This window comes from Alcaligenes nematophilus, assembly GCF_026344155.1.
GTDB classification, from domain to species: Bacteria; Pseudomonadota; Gammaproteobacteria; order Burkholderiales; family Burkholderiaceae_B; genus Alcaligenes; species Alcaligenes phenolicus.
In genome coordinates this window covers 583182-608282 of the sequence record NZ_JAPKMZ010000002.1, presented here as the reverse complement: position 1 = coordinate 608282, position 25101 = coordinate 583182, and the positions used below count along the sequence as shown (strand labels likewise).

Below are 25101 nucleotides of genomic sequence, written 5' to 3'. Positions count from 1 at the left end.
GTGGGCTTGGAGCCGTGTGTGCGGTTCTGTTCTGGGTTCAGGAACAGATAGACCATTCAAGCTGGTTTCTGGTTTCAAGACAGGATGATCTGCAAGATCCTCTTTGCACCGCTGCCGTAGCTAGAGGTCTTGGCTTGGGCGTGGTTATTTACAGCAAAAAAATGGCAAGGTACGTGCCTTGCCATTTCACCGTTCAGGTTTACCGCCCTTTAGTCAGAAACGGCCAAAGGCCGGAGCTGAAAACACTTACAGACGCTCGCGTCGATCTCCGCTCATCGTGCCCAGCACGGGAGCCGGAATATCGCGCCCAATAATCAGCACCTTGAACAGTTCCCCCATTTCCGCTTCAGACAGCAGCTTGTTGGCGGCACTCATGGTCTGTGCCCATTGCTGTTGCACGGCGGGGGATGGGTCTTCCGGCGGAGATGCCAGGAAATTGGTAATGCCGCAATTCATCAGGAAGCGCGCCTGGCTGGTGTAGCCCAGAACATCCAAACCGGCCTCCAGGGCGGCATCCGCCATGGCGGTGAAGTCCACGTGGGCGGTAATGTCCTGCAAGCCAGCCAGCACCAGCGGCTCGGCATGAGCAAAGTGGCGGAAGTGGCACATCAAGGTGCCTTTGTCACGTTGCGGGTGGTAGTACTCGCGCTGCGGAAAACCGTAGTCGATCAAAATGGCCGCGCCTTGCTTTAACCAAGTACCCATGCTGCGCACCCAGGCTTCGGCTTGCAGGTTGATCTCGGATAGGTAGAAGGGCTGCGCTTCCACGCGCTCGGCCACCAGCGAAGCCAGATGGTCGGGAGCCGGGCGGGTAGCCAGGTAGAAAGGCGCTGGCAGGCCTTGGGCCGTGCTGTCGTCTGCGGCAATGACACCTACTTCCAGCACCTTGCCAGCCACATCAAAGGTGAACAGGCTGGCAGGCATGGCATCCAGAACCTCATTAGCCACCACGCAACCCTTGAAGCTGTGCGGTGTGCTGTCCAGCCACTGCACTTGTGCTTGCAGGGGGGCCAGACGCTCTTGCTGACGCGCACGCAAGTCCGGCGATACTTCCAGAATTGAATACTGCGGCTCGATACCTTGCTTGCGCAACTCCGTAATCAGCGCTTCGGCCAAAGCGCCGCTACCCGCGCCAAACTCCAGAATGGATAGGGATTGGCTGCCTTCCAGTACTTCCATGACCTGACGGCTCAAGGTCTGAGCAAACAGGGGGGAGAGTTCGGGGGCCGTCGTAAAGTCGCCTGTGGGCTGATTGCTGCCAAACTTGGTGCTGCCACCGGTGTAGTAGCCCAGATGGGGGGCGTACAGCGCATGATGCATCCATTGGTCGAAAGACAGGAAACCGCCTTCATCGGCAATGCGGTCCAGCAAGTAATCGTTAACCTGTGCGACGTGTTTTTTCAGTTCCTCGGACAGGGGAGGCAAACCGTGTGGTAGGGCAGGGGCGGACAGTACGTTCATGGCGTCAGTTGGGCTTGTCGTTAGGTGTCTCGGAAGAAGCCGGGGCGGCGCTCTTGGCGCTGGCTTTCTTGGCCTGGGTCACTTGGTGCAGGGTGCGGATCATGCCCACCAGCATCCCGATCAGGATGGAGGTGGCAGCGGCCAGGATGAAGTTGCCGTAGACAAACCATAAAGGCAGGCACAGAACGGCCATCAGCAATATGGGTTTTTGCAGCAGAACTTTCATACACCCTCAAAAAAATAGCGTGGAATCGGGGCCAATTGTAGCCCAGGCCAGTGCTGTGCTTGAGCTTGCCCACTGCTGCGTTACCATGGGCGTTTTGTCTGCTTAGCAAAGGGGTAAGGATGAACGACAGGGGACAGGCCAGCGCCTGGTTACAGGCATGGGCCCATTTGATTCCGAATCCGGGCACGGTCCTGGATGTGGCCTGTGGTCGGGGGCGCAATGCCCGCTGGTTGGCCGAGCGCGGCAATACCGTGATCGGTGTAGACCGGGACCCGGAAGCGGTGGCAGCGACTTCGCCTTACGGGGAAATTATCCAGGCTGATATCGAAAACGGTCCCTGGCCTTTCGCGGGGCGCAAGTTCAATGCCCTGGTGGTGACCAAGTATCTGTGGCGTCCCTTGATGCCGACTTTGCTGGAGAGCCTGGAGCCAGGTGGGGTGCTGGTTTACGAAACCTTTGGGGTGGGCAACGAGCAATACAACACGCCGCGTAATCCGGACTTTCTGTTGCAGCCGGGGGAGCTGCTGCGCTGGTGTGCGGACCTGGATATCGTGGCGTATGAGCATGGTTTCCGGGCCGATCCGGACCATATTGTTCAGCGCATTGTCGCCGTGCGTCCGCGTGAGGGCGGCTCTTTCAGCGATTACCGTCTGAATCCGCAAGACGGTGGTGGCAGTATTTGCGAGTAAAGCATGTGCAGTTTTGAGCCAGGCGCGGCGCTTGGCTCAAAACCATGTATCCGGTGTTGCTTGAGCGCGTGTACAGAATCGCGGCTTAAAACAGATAGGTACGTGCCAGCATGGACAGGGCCACAACAGCGGTCAGGATGCTGAAACCCTGTTGCAAGCGCACAGAAGGAATATGAGGGGCTAGTTGTCGGCCTATCACCATGCCACCCATGGCCGAGGCCACAAAAACCCAGCCGCTAAGGGGAATCTCCGCCCCGTGTGCCAGACTCATGGCCGACGCGCTCAGGGAAATCAGGGCGATCAGCATCAAGGATGTAGCCACAATGCTATGCATGGACAGGTCGCTGAAACGTTTCAGGGCAGGCACGATCAGAAAGCCGCCGCCCACGCCCAACATGCCTGAAAACAAACCCGCTACCGCACCAATTGAAGCCAAGGTGGCCGTGCCTGCTGGCGTCCAGCGCAGGCGGCCGGTTTCCGGGTTCAGGCAACAGGGTGTATGAGCATGTGCTGTTGCCGCCGGACGACGCAGCATCTTGGTGGCAATCCACAGCATGATGGCGACAAACAGCGTTACCAGCACTTTTTCCGGCAAGGCATGGCTGATGCGTACGCCCAAAGACGTGACCAAAGCGCCTGTTACGGCCATGAACATGGCAGCACGATAGCGCACGATATGTTTGTACAAACCATCTAGTGCGCCGACCAGGGCTGCGGCGCCTACAGCCAGTAAGGCTACCGGTGTGGCCGCTGTCATGCTGTAGCCCATGCCCAGCACCAGAGCGGGCACGGCCAAAATACCGCCACCCGCGCCAGTCAGGCCCAGCGACAGGCCAGTCAGAATTCCCAGGATGATTGCAAGCGCCATAAGCCAGATGGCGTGATCCCGGTAGGGATCACGCCTTTTTCAGAAAGCGTAGTAATGGCTTATTGTACGCTCTTAACTTCTTTTGGAAATTAGCTTATTTATAAAAGTAATTAATAGGGCCAATTTCCATGGCTTGGAGTTAGCCCGAGTTACGCAGGCCAGCCGCAATACCGTTGATCGTCAGGTGAATGACGTGTTGCTTGTTCACACCGCTGCGTGTGGGCTTGTTGGCCTTTTCACCTTGACGGCGATGGCGGCGCAGCAGTTCCACCTGCAAGTGGTTCAGCGGGTCAATGTAGGCGAAGCGTTCGGCCAGGGCATCTTGCAAAGCCTGATCGTGCACCAGCAGTTCATGGCCGGTGATTTCACGGAACAGCCGGTGTGTCAGCTCGAACTCGTCACGGATTTGCGTGAAGATGGTCTCGCGCAATTCCTCGTCCTCGACCAGACCGGCGTATTTCAGGCCGATATCCAGGTCAGTCTTGGCCAGCACCTGCTCCATATTGGACAGTAGCGTGCGGAAGAAGGCCCAGTCGCGCGCCATGGTTTGCAGTTGGGCCAAACGTTTGGCGCGGTTCAGGCCATCATTGGGCAGCCCCGATTCCAGATAGCGGTTCAAGGCTGTGCCCATGCCGTACCAGCCAGGAATAGGCAGACGGCATTGTGCCCAGGAGAAACTCCAGGGGATGGCGCGCAGGTCTTCAATGCTTTGCGTGGCCTTGCGCGAGGAAGGACGCGAGCCGATATTCAGGCCAGCAATTTCCTTGATAGGCGTGGACTGGAAGAAGTACTGATCAAAGTTCGGCGTACCGTAGACCAGCTGGCGATAGCTTTGATGAGCCTGCTCGGACATCCAGGCCATGGCGTCACCATACGCAGCCAGATGTTCGTCGTCATTGGACGAGCCCTTGCGTGATCCCAGGCTGGCTTCCAGCGTGGCAGCGACAAACAGCTCCAGATGCCAGCGGCCCACGTCCGCATCCTTGTAGCGGCCTTGAATCATCTCGCCTTGCTCGGTCAGACGAATCTGACCATTCACGGTGCCTGGAGGTTGCGCCAAAATAGCGTCGAAACTGGAACCACCGCCTCGGCCTACCGAACCGCCACGACCGTGGAACAGGCGCAAACGCACTTTGCGGCGCGAGAAAACCTGCGCAAATTCACGTTCGGCACGGTATAGCGTCCAGTTGGAGGTCAGGTAGCCACCGTCTTTATTACTGTCCGAATAACCCAGCATCACTTCCTGCACGCTGTCCTGCGCGTGACGCACGCGCTGGCGGATTTCAGGCATATCCAGCCATTCCTGCATGATTTGCGGGCCACGCTCCAAGTCAGGAATGGTCTCGAACAGTGGTACAACCATCAGACCTTGATGCTCCGGCTCGTTGGAATTAGGCACGATCAGGCCAGTTTCCTGTTGCAGCACCAGCACTTCCAGCAAGTCGCTGAGGGTTTCGGTGTGCGACACAATGGTTTGTTCCAATGCGCGCGCTCCAAAGCGGCGGCGGCATTCGGCGGCTTTGCGCAGAATGGACAGTTCTTTCTCGGTTTCTTCCGAGTAGCGATACCAGGGCGAAACCAGGGGGCGATGGTGGCGCAACTCCGAGCGCAGCAAAGTGATGCGGTCCTCTTCGGACAGTTGGCGGTAATTGACGGGTTCGTCCTTGTACAGCGTGCCTGCCACGCGGAACAGTTCGTCCAGTACGCGCTCGTGCACGTCCGAGCTTTGGCGCAGGTCCAAAGTGGCCAGATGGAAGCCAAAAACCTCCACAGCTTGAATCAATTCGTTCAGACGCAGGCCGGCAATGGCGCCGCCTTTGTTTTCAGCCAGAGAGTCGGCAATGATTTGCAGATCAGCCTTGAATTCTTGCGGGTTTGCGTAGGGTGGGGCGGCGTAAGTGGGGCGATCGGCCAGATCGCGGCCCAGCAGGTTCTGCGCTGTGGCCGCCATACGGGCGTACAGGTGAATAAAGCTGCGGCGATAAGGTTCGTCTACACGGTGTGGCGACGGGTCCTGGCTGCTGGCCGACAAGGCCGCCAGGTCTTTGCTGACACGGTTCAGTGCGTCAGATACGGAGATTTCCGTACCCAGCAAACGAATCTGCTCCAGATAGTGTTGTAGCGCGCGTGTCGACTGGCGCAGCACCGCTTGTTCAACCGTTTCAGGGCCTACATTGGGGTTGCCATCGCGGTCACCGCCAATCCAGCTGCCCATGCGCAAAAAGGCGGGTAGGGAACGTGTTTTCTGATCCAGCAGGCTTTTTTTGCCCGGTTCCAGCAAACGGTCCAGGTCGTGGTACAGCTGCGGAATGGTGGGCAGGAAGGTGGAGCCGTAATAGGCCAGGGCGTTATCGATCTCGTCCATCACCGTCAGCTTGTGATCGCGCAGCATGCGGGTTTGCCACAGCAGGGACACTAGACCGGTCAGCTTTTCCTGGGTGCGGGCTGATTGTGTGGCGCTGGCTTTGTGATCCAGGCCGTTCAATTCATCGGCAATGGCCATATGCACAGCCAGCGTACTTTGGCGCTGAACTTCGGTAGGGTGAGCCGTCAGCACCGGCATCACACAGGCTTCTTGCAGATAGCGGCGAATTTTCTTGGCGCTCAAACCCTGGTCCATCAAGGTTTGAATGGCATGTTGCAGGCTGCCCAGCAGCTTTTCGGGATCTTGCTCTTCGCGGCGACGGTTCTGGTCGCGGTCCTCGGCAATATTGGACAGGTGCAAAAAGTAGGCAAAGGCACGGGCCACGGAACGGGCCTGCGCGTCGTTCAGCTTTGGAATGTCTTTTTCCAGAATCCGTGCTTGCTGCGGATCGTGTTCACGTCTGAAACTGACAGCCGCCCGGCGCAGGGCTTCAATCAGCGTGAAGGTCGCCTTTCCTTCGCTATCACGAATCACCTCTCCCAGGGCCTTGCCCAGAAAGCGGATGTCCTGTCGAAGCAGGTTGGAAAGGTCAGGCACGGCCTGCGGCATAATATATCTCCTGTTAAATAAGGGGTTTTGCTGCAAAGGATTCTGGGTGCCAGATCGGTAGCCGCCCTACGGTAAGACGCCTTCCCGACCTTGACGCGCACAAAGCGCCTTGGGACGTTTATGATAGGTATCTTTACATAATTTTCCTGTTCAGAGAGTAGTCATGCCCCAATATCGCTCCCGTACCTCGACCCACGGTCGGAATATGGCCGGCGCGCGTGCCCTGTGGCGCGCCACCGGTATGAAAGACGAGGATTTCTCCAAACCGATCATTGCGGTGGTGAACTCCTTTACGCAATTCGTACCGGGTCACGTACACCTGAAAGACATGGGCCAGCTGGTTGCCCGTCAAATTGAAGCGGTCGGCGGTGTGGCAAAAGAGTTCAACACCATTGCGGTGGACGACGGTATTGCGATGGGCCATGGCGGCATGTTGTATTCCCTGCCTTCGCGCGAACTGATCGCCGACTCGGTGGAATACATGGTCAACGCCCACTGTGCTGACGCCATGGTGTGTATCTCCAACTGCGACAAGATCACCCCCGGCATGTTGATGGCCGCCATGCGCCTGAACATCCCTGTGGTGTTTGTGTCGGGCGGACCGATGGAAGCGGGCAAGGTCTACTCGCCAGACGGCAAGACCGTGGTGCAAAAGCTGGATCTGGTGGACGCCATGATTCAAGCCGCTGACCCTAACGTCACTGATGAACAGGCTGAAGCTGTTGAACGTAGCGCTTGCCCGACCTGTGGTTCCTGTTCGGGCATGTTTACCGCCAACTCCATGAACTGTCTGACCGAGGCGCTGGGCCTGTCCTTGCCCGGTAACGGCACCATTGTCGCTACTCACGCCCGTCGCCAAGGTTTGTTTGAACGCGCTGGCAGCCTGATCGTGGATCTGGCCAAGCGCTACTACGAGCAAGACGACGAATCCGTCCTGCCACGCAACATCGCCACTTACCAAGCTTTTGAAAACGCCATGACCCTGGACGTGGCCATGGGCGGCTCCACCAACACCGTGCTGCATTTGTTGGCCGCAGCCCAGGAAGCCGGTGTGGAATTTACGATGGCCGATATCGACAAGATTTCGCGTCGCGTCCCTTGCCTATGTAAAGTGGCCCCTGCCACCCCCGAATTCCACATGGAAGACGTGCACCGCGCAGGTGGCATCATGGCTATTCTGGCCGAACTGGCCCGGGCCGACTTGCTGAACCTGGATGTGGGCAACGTACACAGTGGCACCTTGCGTGAAGCCATCAAGCGTTGGGACGTCAAGGGCGACAACGTCAAAGCCATCAGCGACTTCTTCCGCGCTTCCCCCGGCGGTATCCCAACGCAAGTGGCCTTCAGCCAGGACCGTTACTACCAGGAATTGGACACAGACCGCGCCAAGGGCTGTATCCGCGACAAGGCTAATGCTTATTCGCAAGACGGTGGCTTGGCCGTGTTGTACGGCAACCTGGCCATCAACGGTTGTATCGTGAAAACCGCTGGCGTGGATGAAAGCATTCTGACCTTCACCGGCACGGCGCGTGTTTATGAAAGCCAGGATGATTCCGTTGCCGCCATTCTGGACGGCGTGGTCAAGGCAGGCGATGTGGTCATCATTCGCTACGAAGGCCCCAAAGGCGGCCCAGGTATGCAGGAAATGCTGTACCCCACCTCCTATCTGAAATCCATGGGCCTGGGCAAAAGCTCGGCCTTGTTCACCGATGGTCGCTTCTCCGGCGGTTCGTCCGGTCTGGTGATTGGTCATGCGTCACCTGAAGCTGCCGAAGGTGGCAATATCGCCCTGGTGCAAGATGGCGACACCATCGAGATCGACATCCCCAACCGTCGTATTCACCTGGCGATCAGCGATGAAGAAATGGCCGCACGCCGTGCCGAAATGGAATCGCGTGGCTCCAAGGCCTGGAAGCCAGTGAACCGCGAGCGCGTTGTGTCGCAAGCACTGAAAGCCTATGCCGCGCTGGCAACATCGGCTGACCGTGGTGCCGTGCGTGATGTGTCGCAACTGGACCGCTAAGCTGATTTAGTCTTTAGCTGATGAAACCCCACTTGTTTTAGCAGGTGGGGTTTTTTTATGGGTTTCGACTGAAGGGGGGGGGCGGCTCTAGAGGAGCAACAGTCCATATCTTGCTGTTGTACTGGGCTTTCAGACTTAGGCCATTTTGCTGAGGCATTTAAATAACTGGAGACGTCCATACCGTCTGGCACAGTTTCTCCAGTCCTTTACAATCGAACTATTGTTCACTTTGTGTAGAGAGCCTGCGCCATGACTGATGATCAACGCGCTTTGCAAGCCAGTATCCGTGCGGAATTGGGGATCACGGATCATTTCGATGCTCAGGAAGAAATCGAACGTCGCGTCCGCTTTCTAAGTGACTATCTGCTGCGTACCGGCTGCCGCAGCCTGGTCCTGGGGATCAGCGGGGGCGTGGACTCCCTGGCAGCAGGGTGTCTGTCTCAGCGAGCCGTAGAGCAGGCACGTCAGCAAGGCCATCAAGCGCAATTCATCGCCGTGCGTTTGCCTTACGGTGAGCAGGCTGACGAGAAAGACGCCCAAGGTGGTTTGAAGGTTATCAATCCCGATCAGACCTTGGTCGTGAATGTGAAGCCCGCATCGGATGCCATGCTGGAGCAACTGCTGGCCTCCGGCCTGAAGTTCCGCGACGCGGCACAACAGGATTTTCTGATGGGCAACATTAAAGCCCGTCAACGTATGGTGGCGCAGTACGCGATTGCCGGTGCGAACGGTGGCCTGGTAGTCGGTACAGACCACGCCGCTGAAGCCCTGATGGGCTTTTTCACCAAGTTTGGTGATGGCGCTGCTGACATTACGCCTTTAGCAGGTTTGAACAAACGCCGTGTGCGTGCTTTGGCTAGTGCGATGGGCGCTGAAGAAGCCTTGGTGTTCAAAGTTCCCACCGCCGATCTGGAAAGCCTTAGCCCCTTGAAACCGGATGAAGACGCCTTTGGTGTCAGCTATGACCAGATTGATGATTTTCTGGAAGGCAAGGTGATTGATGATGAAGCCACGCAGATCATCATCAAAACCTTCCGTGCTTCGGCGCATAAACGTGCATTGCCGGTGGCGCCCTGAGCATGACTTGAGGGGATAAAGACAGCCACAGCCGGCACGGCCTTGTCTAAAGAAGCCCCTGAATATAGAGAAACGCCCTGAGGCATCCAGCCTAAGGGCGTTTTTATTGCCCACAAAAAAAAGAAGTCGGGATCTCTGCAAGAGCAGACTGAAGGCACCAGCACCAGCACCAGCACCAGCACCAGCACCAGCACCAGCACCAGCACTCGCACGTGATGCCTGTTGCAGCTCTCAGGCGACTGAGGATCACAAGACTTGAACCCCTGTTGTAGATTTCAAGCTTTCGTGTGCAGCATTTAAGCTGCTTCACAGCAGCAGGAGTAGACTTGGCAAGACGCGGTGTGAGGTGCAGTTCATTAAGAGTCAGATTCGAGTCAGTCCAATCGAACCGACCGAGTCCTGATGCTGCTATCCAGCCCGCAATGATGAGTCTTGACCCTATGCAGATCGCGGGTGCCGCTTAGAGCCTGCTTCCACCTTAAAAAGTGTTATCAGCTTGTTGTAAGAAACGGGTATTCCTCGGGCTGTGATCATGCTATCGTCAAAAAACTTTCGGGCACCGACCCATGCCCAGACCAATAGACAAGAGGGTCTCCACCGTTTATGCAACCCGTCTTACCCGCATTCCTTATCGCTCGCTGGCTATTGCTGCTCTTGCTGGCCGCAGGCGTCTACTTTTTAAAGGGATTTCTGGTCCCTGTCCTCGCCGCGTTGATCATAGGCCTGGCCGGTTGGCCCTTATATAAACGGCTGGTTGTACGCTGCAATGGCCGCACAGCACTGGCGGCCACACTGGCCTTGCTGGTCGTCATCGTGGTCCTGGTCGTACCCTTGTCCCTGGCCTTGTCCTTTGCGATCCAGGAAGCCAGCAGCTTCATTACCTGGGCGCTGGCTGCCAACCGTTACGGCACACCCACTCCAGAATGGATCAAAGCCATGCCCCTGATGGGCGAGCGCTTGACCGAATACTGGCAAGTCTATTTAGGCGAACCCCACGCGTTGGGCGAGCTGGTCGAGATGGTTAGCGGCCAGCATCTTGGCAATATCTACCGCATGGTCTTGTCCGCTACCGGCAACGTTTTTCACCTGCTGCTGACCGTGCTGTTTATGCTGATCACGCTGTTCTTCATCTTTAAAGATGGCGACAGGCTGTTGGTGCAATTGGATATTGTTGGTGAGCGCATCCTGCCAGGCCGCTGGCAGCGTTTTTCTCGGGTTGTGCCTGCTACCGTTAACTCCACCGTCACTGGGATGGGCTTGATCGCCTTGGGTGAGGGCGTGGTTTTAGGTATTGCCTATTGGATTGCAGGTGTGCCTTCACCCGTGCTCTTGGGTGTGATCACCGGCTTTATGGCGCTGATCCCCGGCGGTGCTCCTCTGTCATTCACAATGGTGTCCTTGTATTTAATAGGCTCTGGTCACCTGGTGGCTGGCGTGAGCTTGTTCCTGTGGGGCGCTATCGAGCTGTTCATTGTCGACAAAACACTGCGACCACGCCTGGTGGGTGGCCCGGTAAAATTGCCGTTCTTGCCGACTTTCTTTGGTTTGGTTGGCGGTGTGCAAACAATGGGCATCGTGGGCTTGTTCATCGGCCCGGTCCTGATGGCTTTGTTGGTGGCGATCTGGAGAGAGTGGATTCGTAACGGACAGGCTGTGGCAGGGGACTAGATCCCGAATACAGAGTAGAAAATTGAGCAGGCCAGGGCGATGTACCTGGCCTGTTTTTTATTTGGAATTCAGGTTTGAGTATGGCCAAAAGTGGTGTGGGTTCCTGCCTGCCGAGAACCGTCTGTTAATGCTTAAGCAGTTGTGACAAAGCAGGCGGAAAACTGAGCTTCAGACGGACTTTAGGCGGGAATGTTTTCAGTGCCAGGCTAAAATTAAAAAAATTGCTGTAGCACTTGCCAAAACCCCGAGGAATCTGCGTATAATAACAATCTTTCCTCCCAAGCCTGGATTCCCAGGTTGCCATACCTAGCCCGGGTGGTGAAATTGGTAGACGCAGGGGACTCAAAATCCCCCGCCGCAAGGCGTGCCGGTTCGATTCCGGCCCCGGGCACCACTCAAAAATCCCTAGTGTTTACAAGCACTTAGCGCGATTCAAGTCATAGCCCCAATACTGGGGGATTTTCCTCAAAGTTCGCTTAGGTACAGTTTCGGTACACTGACGCAGCGCAATGCGTTCGACGGAGCATGTATGGCGACGATTGTTAAGACACCCTCTGGCACTTGGAAAGCACTCATTCGTAAAACGGGTTGGCCCCCTGTAGCCAAAACATTTCGTACTAAGCGCGATGCCGAGGATTGGTCTCGCCGTACAGAAGATGAAATGGTGCGTGGCGTTTACATTCAGCGAGCCCCTGCTGAGCGCATGACGGTAGCGGCGGCACTCAAGCGCTACCTGAAAGAGGTGACTCCTACCAAGCGTCCTTCCACGCAAGTTGGCGAGCACAAGAAAGCTCAAACCATCATCAATCATCTTGGCAAGTATTCTCTTGCCGCGCTCTCACCTGACATCATTGCTGACTTCCGGGATATGCGCCTTGCAGGTGATGAGGATGCCAAGGGGATGCGCAAGCCGAGAAGCAATAACACGGTACGACTTGAACTAGCTCTGTTGGGGCACTTGTTTACGATTGCCATCAAAGAGTGGAGCATCGGCCTACCTACCAACCCAGTTGCCAATATTCGACGCCCCGCGCCTGGGGCTGGTCGTAATCGTCGATTGACCCCAGACGAGCAGAAACGCCTCCTAGCGACCGCAGACAGACATTCCAACCCAATGTTCGGATGGATCGTCAGAATCGCCGTAGAGACCGGTATGCGCTTGTCAGAGATCACAACGCTACGTGTTGATCAGGTGGACTTGGAACGTCGAATAGTACGCCTGGAACACACAAAAAACTCTTCACCTAGAACTGTCCCGCTTACCGTCTCAGCTACGGCCACGTTTCGCGATGCCTTAGATAACCCAATGCGTCCGGGCGAGACCAGCCTGATTTTCTTCGGTGAGCCAGGGCGGGACGGGATGCGCCGCCCTTACCTGTTCGATAAGGCGTGGAATGATGCTAAGCGAGAAGTGGGCTTGGTGGATTTTCGCTTTCATGACCTGCGACACGAGGCTGTTAGCCGGTTTGTTGAGGCGGGTCTTAGTGACCAGGAGGTCTCAGCGATTAGTGGGCATAAGTCCATGCAAATGCTCAAGCGCTACACGCACCTTCGTGCAGAAGACTTGGTCGGCAAGCTAGATAAGCTGTTTTAGGATATAGCTGCACCTTGTAGAGCTTGAAAGTAGAGTGAAACTCTTAATTTACAAAACGAAACAAAATTATTTTTAGCGTGGAAAAACAGATTTATATGTAAAAACCAAAATTGTATATATTGGTTTTTGGGCTTCCTTAATGCCAATATATTCATTGGTTTGTGAAAGCTATACTGTTCAACTATTTATTCGTAAAGGAAAACCAAAATTGGGTATTTTGGTTTTAATTCAATAGCTTACGTTAATTTTTCTGGTTGACTAAGGGGTTTTGTCTAACAACAATAGCCGTGCTTGCTCTTATTTTGTGTGGGCAAATTATTAACTTTCTTGCTTGTGCGCTAGGAGTTGTCATGACGGTAAAAAAATATATGTTAGACAGGTTCGGGCCTTTAATGACCGTAGAGGATCTTGCTCAGGTTTTAGGGCGGTCGGCCGTGAGTGTCAGAAATTCGATTTCCAACAACAATGAAACATCGCAGCGCCTAAAACCGACAATTGTCCGGATTGGGCGACGCATTCGGTTCCGTACTGCCCAGGTGCATGATGTGTTGCAGCTTGAAGCATCAGAGGATCAGCTATGAGTGCAGATAGCTTTACCCTTCACAAGCAATTTAATCATGACAGCTTTACGATCGTCCCAAATTGTCTCATTCGTAATGGGGAGGTTTCGTTGTGTGCTCTGGGTCTGTGGACTCTGTTAAATAGCTACCATGCAAATATGACGTTGTCGATTGCCTTCTTAGCCAAGGTTAGGCGCAAAAATGGTCGCGACTCCATCAGGGGCAAAGTTCGGGAGTTACAGGAGTTGGGCTATCTCAACATCGATCGAATTCGTGATGCTGCTGGAAGGTACTGCAATAGTGATTGGACCTTGATATCCGATCGTTCGCCAAGCAGTGACAGCCATACACCAATTCAAAGGGCTAAACGCTTTATCCAGGCCAAGTCACCAGGATCGGTTTATCCACGTACGGAAAACCCGTCTGTGGATAAACCACCTATGGCAAATCCAACGCAAAGTAATACAAGTAGTATAGAAATACTATCTGTAATAAATACTACTACTAAGGCGCATCGCGACTTGATTTTCCCTCCTCAGCTGACAAGCGAGGAGCACCAAAGCATCACTAATGGACTGAAGGGCCTCTCGGTGCAAGATGCACAGCAACTGCTGGACGAACTTGCTTACGCCATTCAGGCGGGCAAGATTAAATTGTCGCGGGTCAGCTGGTTTTTTTCTGTGAAAAGGAAGTTTCTGGCGGGGCAATTCAATCCGGTGGGAGCTAGCAAAATTGCGAGTCAACGAAAGCAGGCTTCAGAGCAAGGCTTAGTGCCGCCTGTAGAAGCACGTCCGGTAGACAGGCAAAGAGGCCAAAAAGAAGCTAGGAGGCTGAAGGAGCTACTGGCAACCTCAAGGCAAAAAAAGCAGGCTTAGAAGCAGTAAGTTGTACACCTAGCAGTTTCAGCAGTAAGGATACTGACCGTCCCAAGAACGAAATCATTCGTGCTGGATGCGGGCCTTAAAACCGCCCTGACCGTCGGGAACAGAACGACCGCTTAGACCACACCCTAAGAACGCGTAGCGAGCCGGGTACGACCCTTAAACAAGGTCTGACAGACGGGAACAGAACCGCCCAGTGTCCGCAAGTCTTTCCATACTTCGGAGCAAATAACATGAAAATCTTTTCTATGCCCACGGGCGTAGCGGTTTCTCTCGTCCTAATTTCCTCGCAGGCGCTGGCCCAGATACCTGTGACTGATGGAGCGGCCATCAAAACGAGTGTTCAGCAGCAAGTGGAAACCATGGCGAAATGGAAGCTGCAATACGATCAAATGGTCAGCCAGATCGACCAGATGAAGCAGGAGTATCAGTCGATCACCGGGGTTCGCGGCTTGGGCGATGTTCTGAACAACCCTGCGTTGCGAGACTACCTTCCGGACGACTGGCAGGGCGTCTATGACAGCGTTAAAAGTGGTGGCTATGCAGGGCTAAGTGGCCGGGCTGGTCAGGTCTATAACGACAACAAAATTTACGATGCCTGCGTAAACCATACGAATGAGCAAAGCCGGATCAGTTGCGAAGCGCAAGCAGTGAAGGGTGCTCAAGATAAGGCGTTTGCTTTGGATGCCTACGACAAAGCCAAAGAGCGCCTGGGACAGATTGACGCCTTGATGCAAGAGATCAATCGCACACAAGACCCTAAGTCGATCGCAGAGCTGCAAGGACGTATCGCGGCGGAGCAAGCACTGATCCAAAACGAGCAGACCAAGTTGCAGATGTACTCAATGGTTGCTTCGGCTGAAGATCGCTTGCAGCAACAGCGGCAGCGTGAAATCAATGCCAAGGTCCTTGCCAACCGAGAGTACACCAAGCATCAGCCTTTCAACCTGTTGAGCGAATGAGGGGAAGCACCATGACTTCTTATATTCACATCCCTATTCTGATTGCTTGCTTCTTCGTGCTCTTGTCTATGCAGAGGTGGTGGCTGTGCATCAGCCGTATGGGCTTTGTTCGTGAGCTTGGCCGCCGTGCTCCTGCACTTGTACGAGGTGACATTCTGGCTGTGACGTTTGCCGTGGCTCCGTTTGTAAATGCCGTGTTGGACTGGCTTGGTTTCGCCATGCAGGGACAGACTGTGATTGCTTCCCCTGTTGCTGTTCTTCTCTCTTTGGCATGCCTGGGTGCTAGCGTATTCGTGTTGGGGAATTCCGGCGAACGCTTTGCCGGTCATTGGGCTGGCACTCGGGAAAGTGCCTTGCGTACCGTGGCGATGTTGCGCATCATCGACGCTGCTCAGTTGGCCCACGCCCTGGACGTGTTGCAACAACACGAAGCCCAGGAGGTAGGGAAATGAAAAAGCTTTCTATCGCCTTGGTCGTCGCTGCCTTCCTGACCGGCTGCGCCGAGAACACTCCCGTTCAAACCGTCGATTGGTACAAGACCCATGAGGTCGAGCGCACGGCGATGATTGCCAAGTGCCAGGCCAATCCAGGCGAACTAGGCACATCCTCCAACTGCATCAATGCCATTACAGCGGCAAACCATCTGGCCGTCGAGAAGCGAGGTTATACGAAACATGCTCCCATAAATGCGCTGGAAGGGGGGCAATGACATGGCTATTGAATCGAATATCTTTGGGTGGATTGGCGAAAGCATCGACATGACGCTGGATACGTTCGTGCAAGTCACGTCAAGCAATGTCATTTCCATGTTCTCCGATACCTTGATCTTCGGTGGAACGTTGACCTTTGTGCTGTTGGGGTTTGCGGTGATCCTGGGATACGTAGAAATTCCGGCATCTGTTTTTCTTAAAACCTGCGGCAAGTTCTTGCTTATAGGCGGCTTGGCGTTGAGCGCTCCGACTTACCTTACATGGGTAGTTGAAGCCCTGCGCGGTTTGGAGGCAGGCTTGGCAGATGCCTTCTCGGCATCAGGTAGCGGCGTGGCAGCGACCTCCGTCTATCAGGTCATGGATAAGGTTGTGTCGGATGGCTTTCAGATTGGTGGCGACATGCTCGACAAAATGGGCAAGAGAAGCTGGTATGAAATCGGCATGGTGGTTTGGGACTTATTGAACGCCATCATTATCTATATCGCTACGCTTCTTATCGCCATTCCAGCCGGTGCCATGGTCATTACCTCCAAAATCATGCTGACCGTCATGCTGGGTATCGGCCCCTTTTTCATCGCAATGCTAATGTTTCCAGTGACGGCCAAGTGGTTTGATAGTTGGATTGGGCAGGTGATGACTCCCATCATGCAGATAGCCTTAGTGACTACCGTTCTTGGCATGGGTACGAAGTTCTTCAGTTCGCTTACCGCAAAGGTGTTGGCAGTGACCACTGATCACCCGATTGCCACCATGCTTGAAATCCTGATCGTTACGGGCGTGACGCTCTTTTTGTTGCAGAGAGCATATGCGGCTGGAACAGCCTTGGCTGGAGGCATCTCTTCGGCTGGCATCACTCTGCGAGATGTTGCCCAGGCTGCTGCATCGCCTGTGACTCATGGGTTAAACAGGCAAAGTACAAGACGAGACCTGCAAAGTGGGCAAATGGTCACGGCTGGTCGTCTGAACCATCTTGCAGCGGGGAACTCGATGCTTAATCCCGCCTACCGTCAGCACGTTATGGAACGGCTACGGAAAACACAATGGGGCCGCCAAGGTGGCACTGCGAGCAAAGGAGATTAGCGATGTTTACGATCAATGAGCACCACGCCCTGCTGCGTCTAATGCGGGTGTCGATGGGATGCGTTCCCGATAGCAAACCCATTGCTCACTGGCTACAGCAATGGGATCGCATGAATGATCCAGCATCCTTAACTGCGTTGCAGGCTGATCTTGTCTTTAGCCGCGCTAGAGACGTTGAGGAAATAACTCTGGCTGCAAATCGCACTGGAGCCAAACCTTCTACCCTCGGTCGCCGTGAGTACGAAAACTTCATGGAGATCATTGCTCGCTCTTACCCGTTACCAAGCCAGGGGCATGAACGCTAACAGGGGTTGCGCCTTGCAGTGCCTAGCGCAACCCCCTTCGGGTTGCATCCCGCGTCCGATCTTGCCGGACAGGCTGCGGGGGCAGGTTCAGCGGCTTTGCCTTGCTCCTGCCCCTTGCCAATAGGCTGTAAGGCATCAATGAGCATCAAGGGTGAAGGCTACGCCCAACATCCTCACCCGGTCGCCCCGGTGGGCGCTGCGGCTTCCGGTGTTGCCCTTGACACCCATAGGAGCCAATCACGGTCGGAAACCTCTTTACTTGTCGGATTGGGATTCCTTGGTCATGACCAAGAAACGGACTGGGGTAAGGACTATTGCAGGATAGGCTAACCGCCGGTGAACTGTCATACACGCATGTGTAGACCCAGGTAAAACTCTCTTGGTAGACATTGATATGAGCTCTGATAAGACCAGTTCGATTTTGAGTGTCAGGCTACGGCCAGAAGTACGTGCTCAATGGGATGAGTATTGTTTGCGTATAGGCAAAGCACCAAGCACAGCCATTAAAGAAGCTATAGAAAAGCAACTTGAGGGATTACAGGTCAGCAGACCTCAGACGATTTTTAAGCCAGTGGAGGAGGTTCAACACAAACCAAAAAAACGGTTTGAAATTATGCTAACGGACTCTGAAAGAGATGCCCTTGCAACTAGAGCAAATGAGGAAAACTGCTCTGTACGGCAGTTTGTGATCGATGCGCTACGAGCAGCTCTTACGCATGAGCCACAGCTTTCAATGAAAGAGATTGAGGTTTTAGGAGAGTCTAACTTTCAGCTTTTGGCGGTAGGACGCAACTTAAACCAAATTGCTCGGCGCTTGAACGAAGGAAAGTATGAGCCTGTCACCGTGGAGCGTATTGAAAAGCTTAGAAAAATTATCGACATGCATGTTCAAAAGGCAAGCGACAGTATCAGGGCAAACATTGAAAGGTGGAACGTCAAATGAGTATGAGAGCTGATGGAGTTATAAAAGATTGATAGTACGTTGCCGCCTGATGCGTGATGGCAGCCAGTTCATCGGCCTTGCCGATGTCGATTATTCAGCGGGCTGTAGAGACAGCTATGTGCAAGGTGAAACCGTGGAGCCGCACTCACTGGGAGCGTGTCTGCGTAGAGCTTCGCGTATTCGTCGTCTAGGCCGATTGTAGTGTTGTAGACGCTGAGCGATGGGATGAGTGTTAGGTCACAGCGGGAAGGGGAGGTGTTTACAATGCGATCAAGACAGCATGACTTGACTTCCAGGTTGGAGAAAGTCTTACCGAAATCAGAGGGATAAACATTTTTTAGTGTTTTGTGATAAATTGTACATGCACAAGCGAACCGCTTGCCTGCCTCACTCGAACATAAAACGCGATTAGCATAGCTTTTTTTAAAAAGCGCCTGGTTATCCAGGCTTTAAAGGGAAGACCCGATAGACTGTGGCCCCCCTGCAGGTGTGCCTTGTTAGGATTGGCCAGCATTTAATTGGTAGTAGCTAATCGTAGTTCGAGGTAAGCAGCAATTAATTGCACGCCCTTTAGCATGGGATGGCCAATCCTATTCATTTTATGTTGCCATGACTACAGCTTTAATTAATGACAAAATAAAGAAAAGCAACTCGGCGCTTATTGGCAACTTTAAAAATCTTTTGCATGCACTTGAGATCTCCGATGATGATGTCTCTAAGCTTCGTGCTTTTTTGCCGCATGATCGTTATAAAGAAAAAACGATAAAGAAAAAAGATGGTTCTGATAGGAAGGTCTATGCTCCTATTCCCGTCTTGAAAAAGATACAAAATAGAATTAAAAATAGGATATTGGCAAATCAGGACGTTATATCCTGGCCGAGCTATATTTTTGGTTCAATAAAAAATCAAAAAATAGAAGGCGGAGGAATTGACTCTAGGGATTACGTATCTTGTGCCGCTAAACATAGTGGCGCCAAAAGTTTATTGACTGTGGATATCAAAGATTTTTTTGATAATGTTCATGAAGATATAGTAGCTGCTGTTTTTGAGAGGTATGTATCTACAGATAAAGAAGTTATAAACTGGTTATTGGATGTATGCTGCTATGAACAGCATCTAGTGCAGGGGGCTCCGACCTCCAGTTATTTGGCAAACATGAGCCTTTATGATATTGAACCCCAGTTAGTCCACAAGCTAGCTAGAAAAGGTTTAATCTATACTCGGCTAGTGGATGATATATCAGTTTCCTCAAAGATATATGACTATAATTTCTCTTATGCATTGAAGCTAATTGAGGATGCTTTGTCTGAAAAAGGGCTTTATCTAAATCCAGAGAAAATTTCGCAGCGATCTGTTGGAAGTGCTCCATTAACAATGCATGGCTTGCGTATTGACTATCAAACTGCCCGCCTTCCTGCTGCTGAGGTAGGGCAAATTAGAGCGCACGTTAAGAATCTTGAAGATGCCGCCAAGTCTTATAAATCTAGAACTAGCTATGCATATAGACAAGACTATGCCAGGTGTATGGGGCGGGTTAATAAACTTGCTAGGGTTAAGCACAACCAGCATTCAAAATACTTAGCGCGGTTAAGAGCAATACAGCCACTCCCTTCTGGGAATGAGTCGACCTACTGTCTAAAAAAGCTTGAGGTTCTTGAGAAAACATACCTAGAAGCGAAAGAAACCTTTAGCTATAGGAAGAATTTTTATAGGCTCCAAGAGAAAATTAATATTTTATCCCGGTCGTTCCCACGGTCAGCTGAAGATATGAAAAAAAGAATGAAACTCATTGCTCCTCCACCAAAGGATGGGAAATGAGTAAAAAAATAAAGCGTATTGGAAAGGTCGGGAAATGGGTGGATCAGTGCATTGATCTGCTGGTAAGGCCGAGAACACTATTTGTAGTACCATTTTTGGTTTTTGCACTATTTTTTTCTTTGGCACTCGCGTATTTTGCTTTAATCGGGTTTGGGTCAGGAATTTTTTATCAAAAAATTTGCTTCAGCACGGCATGTATTGATGAATTCAAGGGTACGTTTTCCCCTGTTTATGATTTTATCTCCGCATTTGCTCCAGTTGTGGTGGCTCTAGTAACTATTCTGGCTGCTTTTGCCGCAGTGCATACATATCATTTAAGTGTTAAGAATAATATATTGGCAAATCATATAGCTCATTTTGATATGTTTAGTGATTATTTATCTGGGGAGCTGGAAAAATTGCCAAGAATAGATAAAAAATCAATCGATGGATTTAGGTTTTTTGTGTTTATTTTTCCGGATTCTCGGGAAGGAAATTTTTCCCCATCTACTGCCTATATTGATTTCATAGATCGTTTAATCGATTCAATAAAATTGACTGAAGGGAAATACTCAGGCAAGGAGTCTGAGGTTTTTTATTCTTTTAAAGAACACCAAAATAGGGTGCGGCAGTTGGTAGCCGAGTGTGGGATTGAGTTGGCCCTCAAGCCAAATAAAACTGATTTCTTTAAGATGGAAAAAGAAGTGTATGATCTTCTTCAGAGAGTAAATGAGTGTTTTTGTGTTAACCAGAATATGAAAGCTATTCCCAAGCCAAGCTATTCTTAATCTTTATTTTTTTGATTTATAAATTTATTCTTTGATTACGGTGCTCTCGATTTGTGATTTTTTATAGCCACCAATTATAGCGTAGTAGTGCTATTGCTCATCAAATCTGTAGCGTTATTTTTTGCACTGATATTCACTGCTTGTTTGTATAGGTTTCTAATTAAATCTGGGAAACTAATTTTATACTCCATATATTTCTCAGCTTCGGCCAACGTGTCCGTTGGCACAACAAAACCTTCTAACTCTACCGATGCCCGGGCAGCATCAGAGGCCGCCTTTCGTTCAGCTTTACTCATATCGCACCACCCTCATGTAAGAAGCCAGGAAACCAATGCCCACAGACCAGAAACAATCAGCGCCACTACGAACAGAAAAACGCAGTACACCCACATCCTAGCTAAGAACATCCCTACACGGGCAATGCCATGTGCGCAAGCAACAATGCAACGATCTAAAAATTCCATCCCCCCCCTCCCTGGCTTGGTTGGCTAAAAAGCAGATGTGTAGATGTACCAAACTAGCACCTGATTTCGGTACAGTATCGGTACAGTGAGTAGCTTTCACTAAATTGCGCTAAGTTGACTAACTCACTGATTCTTAAGTTATTTATAGTGTTATTATATCAACTTAAGGTGAACGGTTTTACCTCACAAAGCACTGTTTCTTCGCGACTCAAAATCCCCCGCCGCAAGGCGTGCCGGTTCGATTCCGGCCCCGGGCACCATCAACAATCTTCTTCCTGCTTAAGTAACTAGAAGATTCCGCAATACAAATCCCGCATCCGGGAACCTCTACAAAACTCTACTCAGGCTTAGCCACGAGAGGCACCTAGCGTTCATCGCATTCGTCGTCTCTACAACTGTGCTTAGTCAGTGCTGGCCACTCTCCGTACAAGTCTTCTCCTAAGAAGTGCCGCTTGTGTAAGCACACGATGCCACAGAAGAAAAATCCATCCCCCATAAGGACAATCAGCGCACAAACTGGAATAACCCTTATCACCCGCATCTTTCCAAACCACTTGTAAGTGACAGTAAAAATTAAAAGCCCCTAGAAAAATTGGGGTTGTTCGCTTTGCCTGTTTGTACTGCCGAAGTGGATGACACCCAGTCAGGGCTCCCCCTTAGAAAAAGGGAAGGGGGATCACCACAATACTGAAAACGATAACGGAGACACAATGGTTCTAAAGATGCCGATATTGGCAGGCGGGCTGCTGGCCGCTTTGCTGGGAATAGGGTCAACTGCCCACGCTCAATCCAATGTGCAGCTGTACGGTCTGGTTGATGCCTGGGCAGGTATACATAAGCCTGTAGGAGGCAACAAGCGGGAAGGGACGGTAGGCGGGGGAGGGATGACAACCTCTTACTGGGGCTTGAAAGGCCAGGAGGAGTTGTCCAACGGTGTCCGCGCCGTGTTTGCCATGGAAGGGTTCTTCCGGCCGGAGACAGGTCAAGCGGGGCGGTTCAATGGCGATCCCATGTTTTCTCGTAGTGCTTATGTGGGTTTGCAAAGTGATGATGCAGGCACTTTGACGCTGGGGCGGCTGACTACGCCTTATTTCGTTTCCACCATCTTGTTTAACCCGTTTGGCGATTCCTACACTTTCTCCCCGTCGGTGTTTCACACTTATCTGGGGATGGAAGGCCAGGGTGTGCTGGGCGATTCGGGCTGGAGCAATGCAGTCAAGTACACCACGCCAGACTTCAATGGCCTGACGGCAAACTTGATTTACGGGTTCAGTAACGAGCCTAACAAGTCTGGCTCCAATAAATGGGGTGGCAATGCGCTGTATTTCAATGGTGCTTTCTCTGCGACATTGGCCTATCAGCAGATCAAGTTCGACAATCAGGCGGATGATCTGGAAAACATCATTGTGGGCTTTCGTCATCAACGAGCAAGCCAGTTAGGCATGGCTTATGACTTTGATTTCGCCAAGGTTTTTGCTCAGTTTCAGTACGTGAAGAACACCATCACTAGTGGTGACATCACGATGAAGGGCGGGCAGTTTGGTGTGTCTGTCCCCATGGGCGGCGGCAAGGTGCTGGCTTCGTATGGTCATACTCGTAGCAGCGGCGCGAGTGACGTCAAGCGCAACAGCTGGGCCTTGGGTTACGACTATGAGCTTTCCAAGCGCACGGATGTCTATGCTGCGTATTACAGCGACAAACTGACTGGTTTGTCTCGTGGCGATACGTTTGGTGTGGGTATACGCACACGCTTCTAAACGGTTCACTGCGGTAGAAGGCAAGCAGACGACATGCCCGTAGACGTGTCGTCTGCTTTTAGGCTTATTGAATCCTTGGCCTCAATCCCAAACCGGCGCCAACCCTTCCGGATCAACCAATCGCTCTCCGCGATCCAACTCCGCAATCCTCTGTAGATCCTCCGCATCCAGCTTCAGCTCGCCAGCCTTCAGGTTGCTTTCCAGATTCGCCCGTTTGGTCGACGAAGGAATCACCGAAAACCCTTGATGCATCGCCCAGGCCAGTGTCACTTGGGCCGCAGTCGCTCCATGTTTAGCTGCGATCTCCTGCAACACCGTATCTTGCACTGCCTTGCCGTAAGCCAAGGTCATGTAGGACGTCAGATGCACGCCTTTCTCCCGTGCAAAGGCAGCCAGCTTGGCGTTTTGCAGGTAGGGGCTGATTTCTACCTGGTTGGTGGCGATGTTTTCTGCGCCAATGGCGTTGATGGCTTCGTCCAGCAGAGCGATGGTGAAGTTGGACACGCCAATCTGGCGGGTCAGGCCTTGTTCGCGTGCTTGCTGTAAGGCTTGGAGCGACTCTTTTAAAGGCACAGCGCCTTGTGGCGACGGCCAGTGGATCAAGGTCAGGTCTACGTGGTCGGTGCGCAGTTTCTCCAGGCTGGCTTTCAGGCTAGGGATCAGTTTGTCGGCAGACAGCTCGTCGATCCAGATCTTGGTGGTGATGAACAGTTGGTCCCGAGGCACGCCGGATTCGGCAATGGCTTGGCCAACTTCAGCTTCGTTCTCGTAGATCTGGGCGGTATCGACGGCGCGGTAGCCAACATCCAGGGCGGTGCGTACTGAGTCAATGGCAGCTTGTTCTTTCAGGCGGAAGGTGCCGACGCCGATTTGTGGGATAGACATAGTGGTAACTCCATTTGAGTAAATTTGTACGGGTAGCAAGAGCCGCCCGTTGATGCGTATGGGGGAACGCTTTCTTGCGGGAGCGTTCTCGTTGCTTTGGTGAAGCTGTATTGCTGGGCTGATGCGTTGTTGGGGCTTGATACTTAGCAAGCCGCCAGGGGCCTTGCCTTTACGTCCAGTTGATCTTCTTGATCTCGCTGATCCAGTTTGCCTGCCCAGACGGTCAGGCCCAGGGCCAGCAGGACGACGATGGCACCGATCCATGCGGTATGAATCAGGCCGACGTTGGCGACGATCAGGCCACCACCCCAGGCTCCAATTGCAATTCCGATATTGAAGGCGGCGATGTTCAGGCCGGAGGCCACATCGACTGCTTCAGGGACAAAGCGTTGGGCCTGGTTAACAACATAGATCTGCAGTCCGGGTACGTTGCCAAATGCCACACCACCCCAGGCCAGTACGGTTGCCAGCATCAACCAAGGGTTGCTGGCGGTAAAGGACAGGGCCAGCAGGACGATGGCCAGCAGCAGGAAAATCAGTTTCAGGGCGGGGATGGGGCCGCGTTGATCGGCCAGCTTGCCACCCCACAGATTACCGATGGCAACTGACACCCCGTAAGCCAGCATGACGCCGCCCACGGCGTGAATGGAAAAGCCCGTAATCTGTTCCAGCATGGGCGCCAGAAAGGTGAAGGCAATGAAAGAGCCGCCGTAGCCCACCGCTGTCATTGCGTACACCAGCAACAGTCGCGGTTGGGCGAAGACGCGGATTTGTTGACGCAGTGTGGCCGGTTTGCTGTGTACTACGTTCTTGGGCACAAAGAGCAGGCTACCCAGGAAGGCGATCACACCCAGGGCTGAGACAGCCAGGAAGGTGGTGCGCCAGCCGAACTGCTGGCCGATAAAGGTGCCCAGCGGTACGCCCGTCACCAGGGCAACGGTCAGGCCGGTGAACATGATGGCAATAGCGCTGGCGGCTTTTTCTTTGGGGACCAGGCTGGCAGCAATGGTGGAGCCAATGGAAAAGAACACGCCGTGAGCCAGGCCGGTCAGAATACGGGCCACGATCAGGGATTCATAACCTGGTGCTTGCCAGGCCACCAGGTTGCCGAGGGTGAACAGGGCCATCAAGCCCAGCATCAAGGCTTTGCGGGGAACCTTGCCGGTTAGGGCGGTCAGGACGGGGGCGCCTACGGCAACGCCCAGGGCGTACAAGCTGACCAGCAGCCCGGCGGAGGGCAGGCTCACGGCCAGGTCCGCCGCGATGGTAGGGAGAAGGCCAACGATCACGAACTCTGTCGTTCCGATGGCAAAGGCACTGATGGTCAGCGCCAGTAGAGCTATAGGCATGATGGCATCCTTGCGTGGAGCATTGCAGAAGATGCCATTG

At 53.0% G+C, this 25101-nt stretch carries 24 protein-coding genes and 1 tRNA gene; 18 read left to right on the top strand and 7 right to left on the bottom strand.

All coding sequences use genetic code 11. From position 1 onward, the window contains the following. Positions 1 to 246 precede the first annotated feature (246 nt). Positions 247 to 1461: a class I SAM-dependent methyltransferase gene (locus tag OSH04_RS07935; RefSeq protein WP_266108220.1), complete on the bottom strand. Its 1215-nt coding sequence runs from the start codon at positions 1459 to 1461 to the stop codon at positions 247 to 249. A 4-nt stretch (positions 1462 to 1465) separates the two neighbouring features. Further along, positions 1466 to 1687 carry a hypothetical protein gene (locus OSH04_RS07930; RefSeq protein WP_009462588.1) on the bottom strand — a complete coding sequence of 74 codons (222 nt, stop codon included), beginning with the start codon at positions 1685 to 1687 and terminating at the stop codon, positions 1466 to 1468. A 119-nt stretch (positions 1688 to 1806) separates the two neighbouring features. Here OSH04_RS07930 and OSH04_RS07925 point away from each other — a divergent pair, with 119 nt between their 5' ends. Then, positions 1807 to 2376, top strand: coding sequence for a class I SAM-dependent methyltransferase (locus tag OSH04_RS07925; RefSeq protein WP_009462587.1), 570 nt, complete (start codon positions 1807 to 1809; stop codon positions 2374 to 2376). Between the two features lie 85 nt (positions 2377 to 2461). Here the strand turns inward: OSH04_RS07925 and OSH04_RS07920 are convergent, their stop codons facing one another. Continuing rightward, positions 2462 to 3244 (bottom strand): sulfite exporter TauE/SafE family protein, encoded by a 783-nt coding sequence (locus OSH04_RS07920; protein WP_035273584.1) that lies wholly within the window; start codon positions 3242 to 3244, stop codon positions 2462 to 2464. A 139-nt stretch (positions 3245 to 3383) separates the two neighbouring features. After that, complete coding sequence (gene ppc / locus OSH04_RS07915) at positions 3384 to 6218, bottom strand: phosphoenolpyruvate carboxylase (RefSeq protein WP_266108219.1); 2835 nt, start codon at positions 6216 to 6218, stop codon at positions 3384 to 3386. A gap of 163 nt (positions 6219 to 6381) precedes the next feature. On the opposite strand from ppc, the gene ilvD reads away from it, so the two are divergent. From ilvD to OSH04_RS07835, 16 genes are all read left to right on the top strand, one after another. Beyond that, positions 6382 to 8241 (top strand): dihydroxy-acid dehydratase, encoded by a 1860-nt coding sequence (gene ilvD, locus OSH04_RS07910; RefSeq protein ID WP_026484131.1) that lies wholly within the window; start codon positions 6382 to 6384, stop codon positions 8239 to 8241. Between the two features lie 249 nt (positions 8242 to 8490). Then, positions 8491 to 9318: an ammonia-dependent NAD(+) synthetase gene (gene nadE, locus OSH04_RS07905; protein ID WP_266108218.1), complete on the top strand. Its 828-nt coding sequence runs from the start codon at positions 8491 to 8493 to the stop codon at positions 9316 to 9318. 603 nt (positions 9319 to 9921) lie between these two features. Then, entirely contained in the window at positions 9922 to 10986 is a 1065-nt protein-coding gene (locus OSH04_RS07900; protein WP_021447032.1) for an AI-2E family transporter, read from the top strand. Between the two features lie 309 nt (positions 10987 to 11295). Further along, a tRNA-Leu gene (locus tag OSH04_RS07895) sits at positions 11296 to 11380 on the top strand. Positions 11381 to 11515: 135 nt separating this feature from the next. Next, a complete protein-coding gene (locus OSH04_RS07890; protein ID WP_115635262.1) occupies positions 11516 to 12580 on the top strand; it encodes a site-specific integrase in 1065 nt (354 codons plus the stop codon). Between the two features lie 350 nt (positions 12581 to 12930). Beyond that, positions 12931 to 13161 (top strand): MerR family transcriptional regulator, encoded by a 231-nt coding sequence (locus OSH04_RS07885; protein ID WP_009463713.1) that lies wholly within the window; start codon positions 12931 to 12933, stop codon positions 13159 to 13161. After that, positions 13158 to 14015 carry a hypothetical protein gene (locus OSH04_RS07880; RefSeq protein ID WP_115635261.1) on the top strand — a complete coding sequence of 286 codons (858 nt, stop codon included), beginning with the start codon at positions 13158 to 13160 and terminating at the stop codon, positions 14013 to 14015. The genes OSH04_RS07885 and OSH04_RS07880 overlap by 4 nt, the downstream gene beginning before the upstream one ends. A gap of 239 nt (positions 14016 to 14254) precedes the next feature. Next, entirely contained in the window at positions 14255 to 14983 is a 729-nt protein-coding gene (gene virB5 / locus OSH04_RS07875; protein WP_009463715.1) for a P-type DNA transfer protein VirB5, read from the top strand. Between the two features lie 11 nt (positions 14984 to 14994). Beyond that, positions 14995 to 15435 carry a hypothetical protein gene (locus OSH04_RS07870; RefSeq protein ID WP_115635260.1) on the top strand — a complete coding sequence of 147 codons (441 nt, stop codon included), beginning with the start codon at positions 14995 to 14997 and terminating at the stop codon, positions 15433 to 15435. Beyond that, positions 15432 to 15692: an EexN family lipoprotein gene (locus OSH04_RS07865; RefSeq protein WP_083054256.1), complete on the top strand. Its 261-nt coding sequence runs from the start codon at positions 15432 to 15434 to the stop codon at positions 15690 to 15692. The genes OSH04_RS07870 and OSH04_RS07865 overlap by 4 nt, the downstream gene beginning before the upstream one ends. A gap of 1 nt (position 15693) precedes the next feature. Then, complete coding sequence (locus tag OSH04_RS07860) at positions 15694 to 16773, top strand: type IV secretion system protein (protein WP_258866323.1); 1080 nt, start codon at positions 15694 to 15696, stop codon at positions 16771 to 16773. A gap of 2 nt (positions 16774 to 16775) precedes the next feature. Then, positions 16776 to 17078 carry a hypothetical protein gene (locus OSH04_RS07855; protein WP_115635258.1) on the top strand — a complete coding sequence of 101 codons (303 nt, stop codon included), beginning with the start codon at positions 16776 to 16778 and terminating at the stop codon, positions 17076 to 17078. A 379-nt stretch (positions 17079 to 17457) separates the two neighbouring features. After that, entirely contained in the window at positions 17458 to 18021 is a 564-nt protein-coding gene (gene mobC / locus OSH04_RS07850) for a plasmid mobilization relaxosome protein MobC (RefSeq protein WP_258866322.1), read from the top strand. A 28-nt stretch (positions 18022 to 18049) separates the two neighbouring features. Then, the gene (locus OSH04_RS07845; protein ID WP_181900231.1) at positions 18050 to 18223 is read left to right on the top strand and encodes a hypothetical protein; all 174 of its coding nucleotides are present in this window, start codon (positions 18050 to 18052) and stop codon (positions 18221 to 18223) included. A 407-nt stretch (positions 18224 to 18630) separates the two neighbouring features. Then, the gene (locus tag OSH04_RS07840) at positions 18631 to 19839 is read left to right on the top strand and encodes a reverse transcriptase family protein (protein WP_115635257.1); all 1209 of its coding nucleotides are present in this window, start codon (positions 18631 to 18633) and stop codon (positions 19837 to 19839) included. Continuing rightward, the gene (locus OSH04_RS07835; protein ID WP_115635256.1) at positions 19836 to 20606 is read left to right on the top strand and encodes a retron Ec48 family effector membrane protein; all 771 of its coding nucleotides are present in this window, start codon (positions 19836 to 19838) and stop codon (positions 20604 to 20606) included. Before OSH04_RS07840 ends, OSH04_RS07835 begins: the two co-directional genes overlap by 4 nt. A gap of 74 nt (positions 20607 to 20680) precedes the next feature. Here OSH04_RS07835 and OSH04_RS07830 read toward each other — a convergent pair whose 3' ends face one another. Beyond that, the gene (locus tag OSH04_RS07830; RefSeq protein WP_115635255.1) at positions 20681 to 20902 is read right to left on the bottom strand and encodes an antitoxin VbhA family protein; all 222 of its coding nucleotides are present in this window, start codon (positions 20900 to 20902) and stop codon (positions 20681 to 20683) included. 878 nt (positions 20903 to 21780) lie between these two features. Here OSH04_RS07830 and OSH04_RS07825 point away from each other — a divergent pair. Then, positions 21781 to 22827 carry a porin gene (locus tag OSH04_RS07825; protein WP_060186198.1) on the top strand — a complete coding sequence of 349 codons (1047 nt, stop codon included), beginning with the start codon at positions 21781 to 21783 and terminating at the stop codon, positions 22825 to 22827. A gap of 81 nt (positions 22828 to 22908) precedes the next feature. Here the strand turns inward: OSH04_RS07825 and dkgB are convergent, their stop codons facing one another. Further along, a complete protein-coding gene (gene dkgB / locus OSH04_RS07820) occupies positions 22909 to 23712 on the bottom strand; it encodes a 2,5-didehydrogluconate reductase DkgB (RefSeq protein WP_266108215.1) in 804 nt (267 codons plus the stop codon). A 143-nt stretch (positions 23713 to 23855) separates the two neighbouring features. Then, positions 23856 to 25061 (bottom strand): MFS transporter, encoded by a 1206-nt coding sequence (locus tag OSH04_RS07815; RefSeq protein ID WP_266108214.1) that lies wholly within the window; start codon positions 25059 to 25061, stop codon positions 23856 to 23858. Positions 25062 to 25101: the final 40 nt, after the last annotated feature.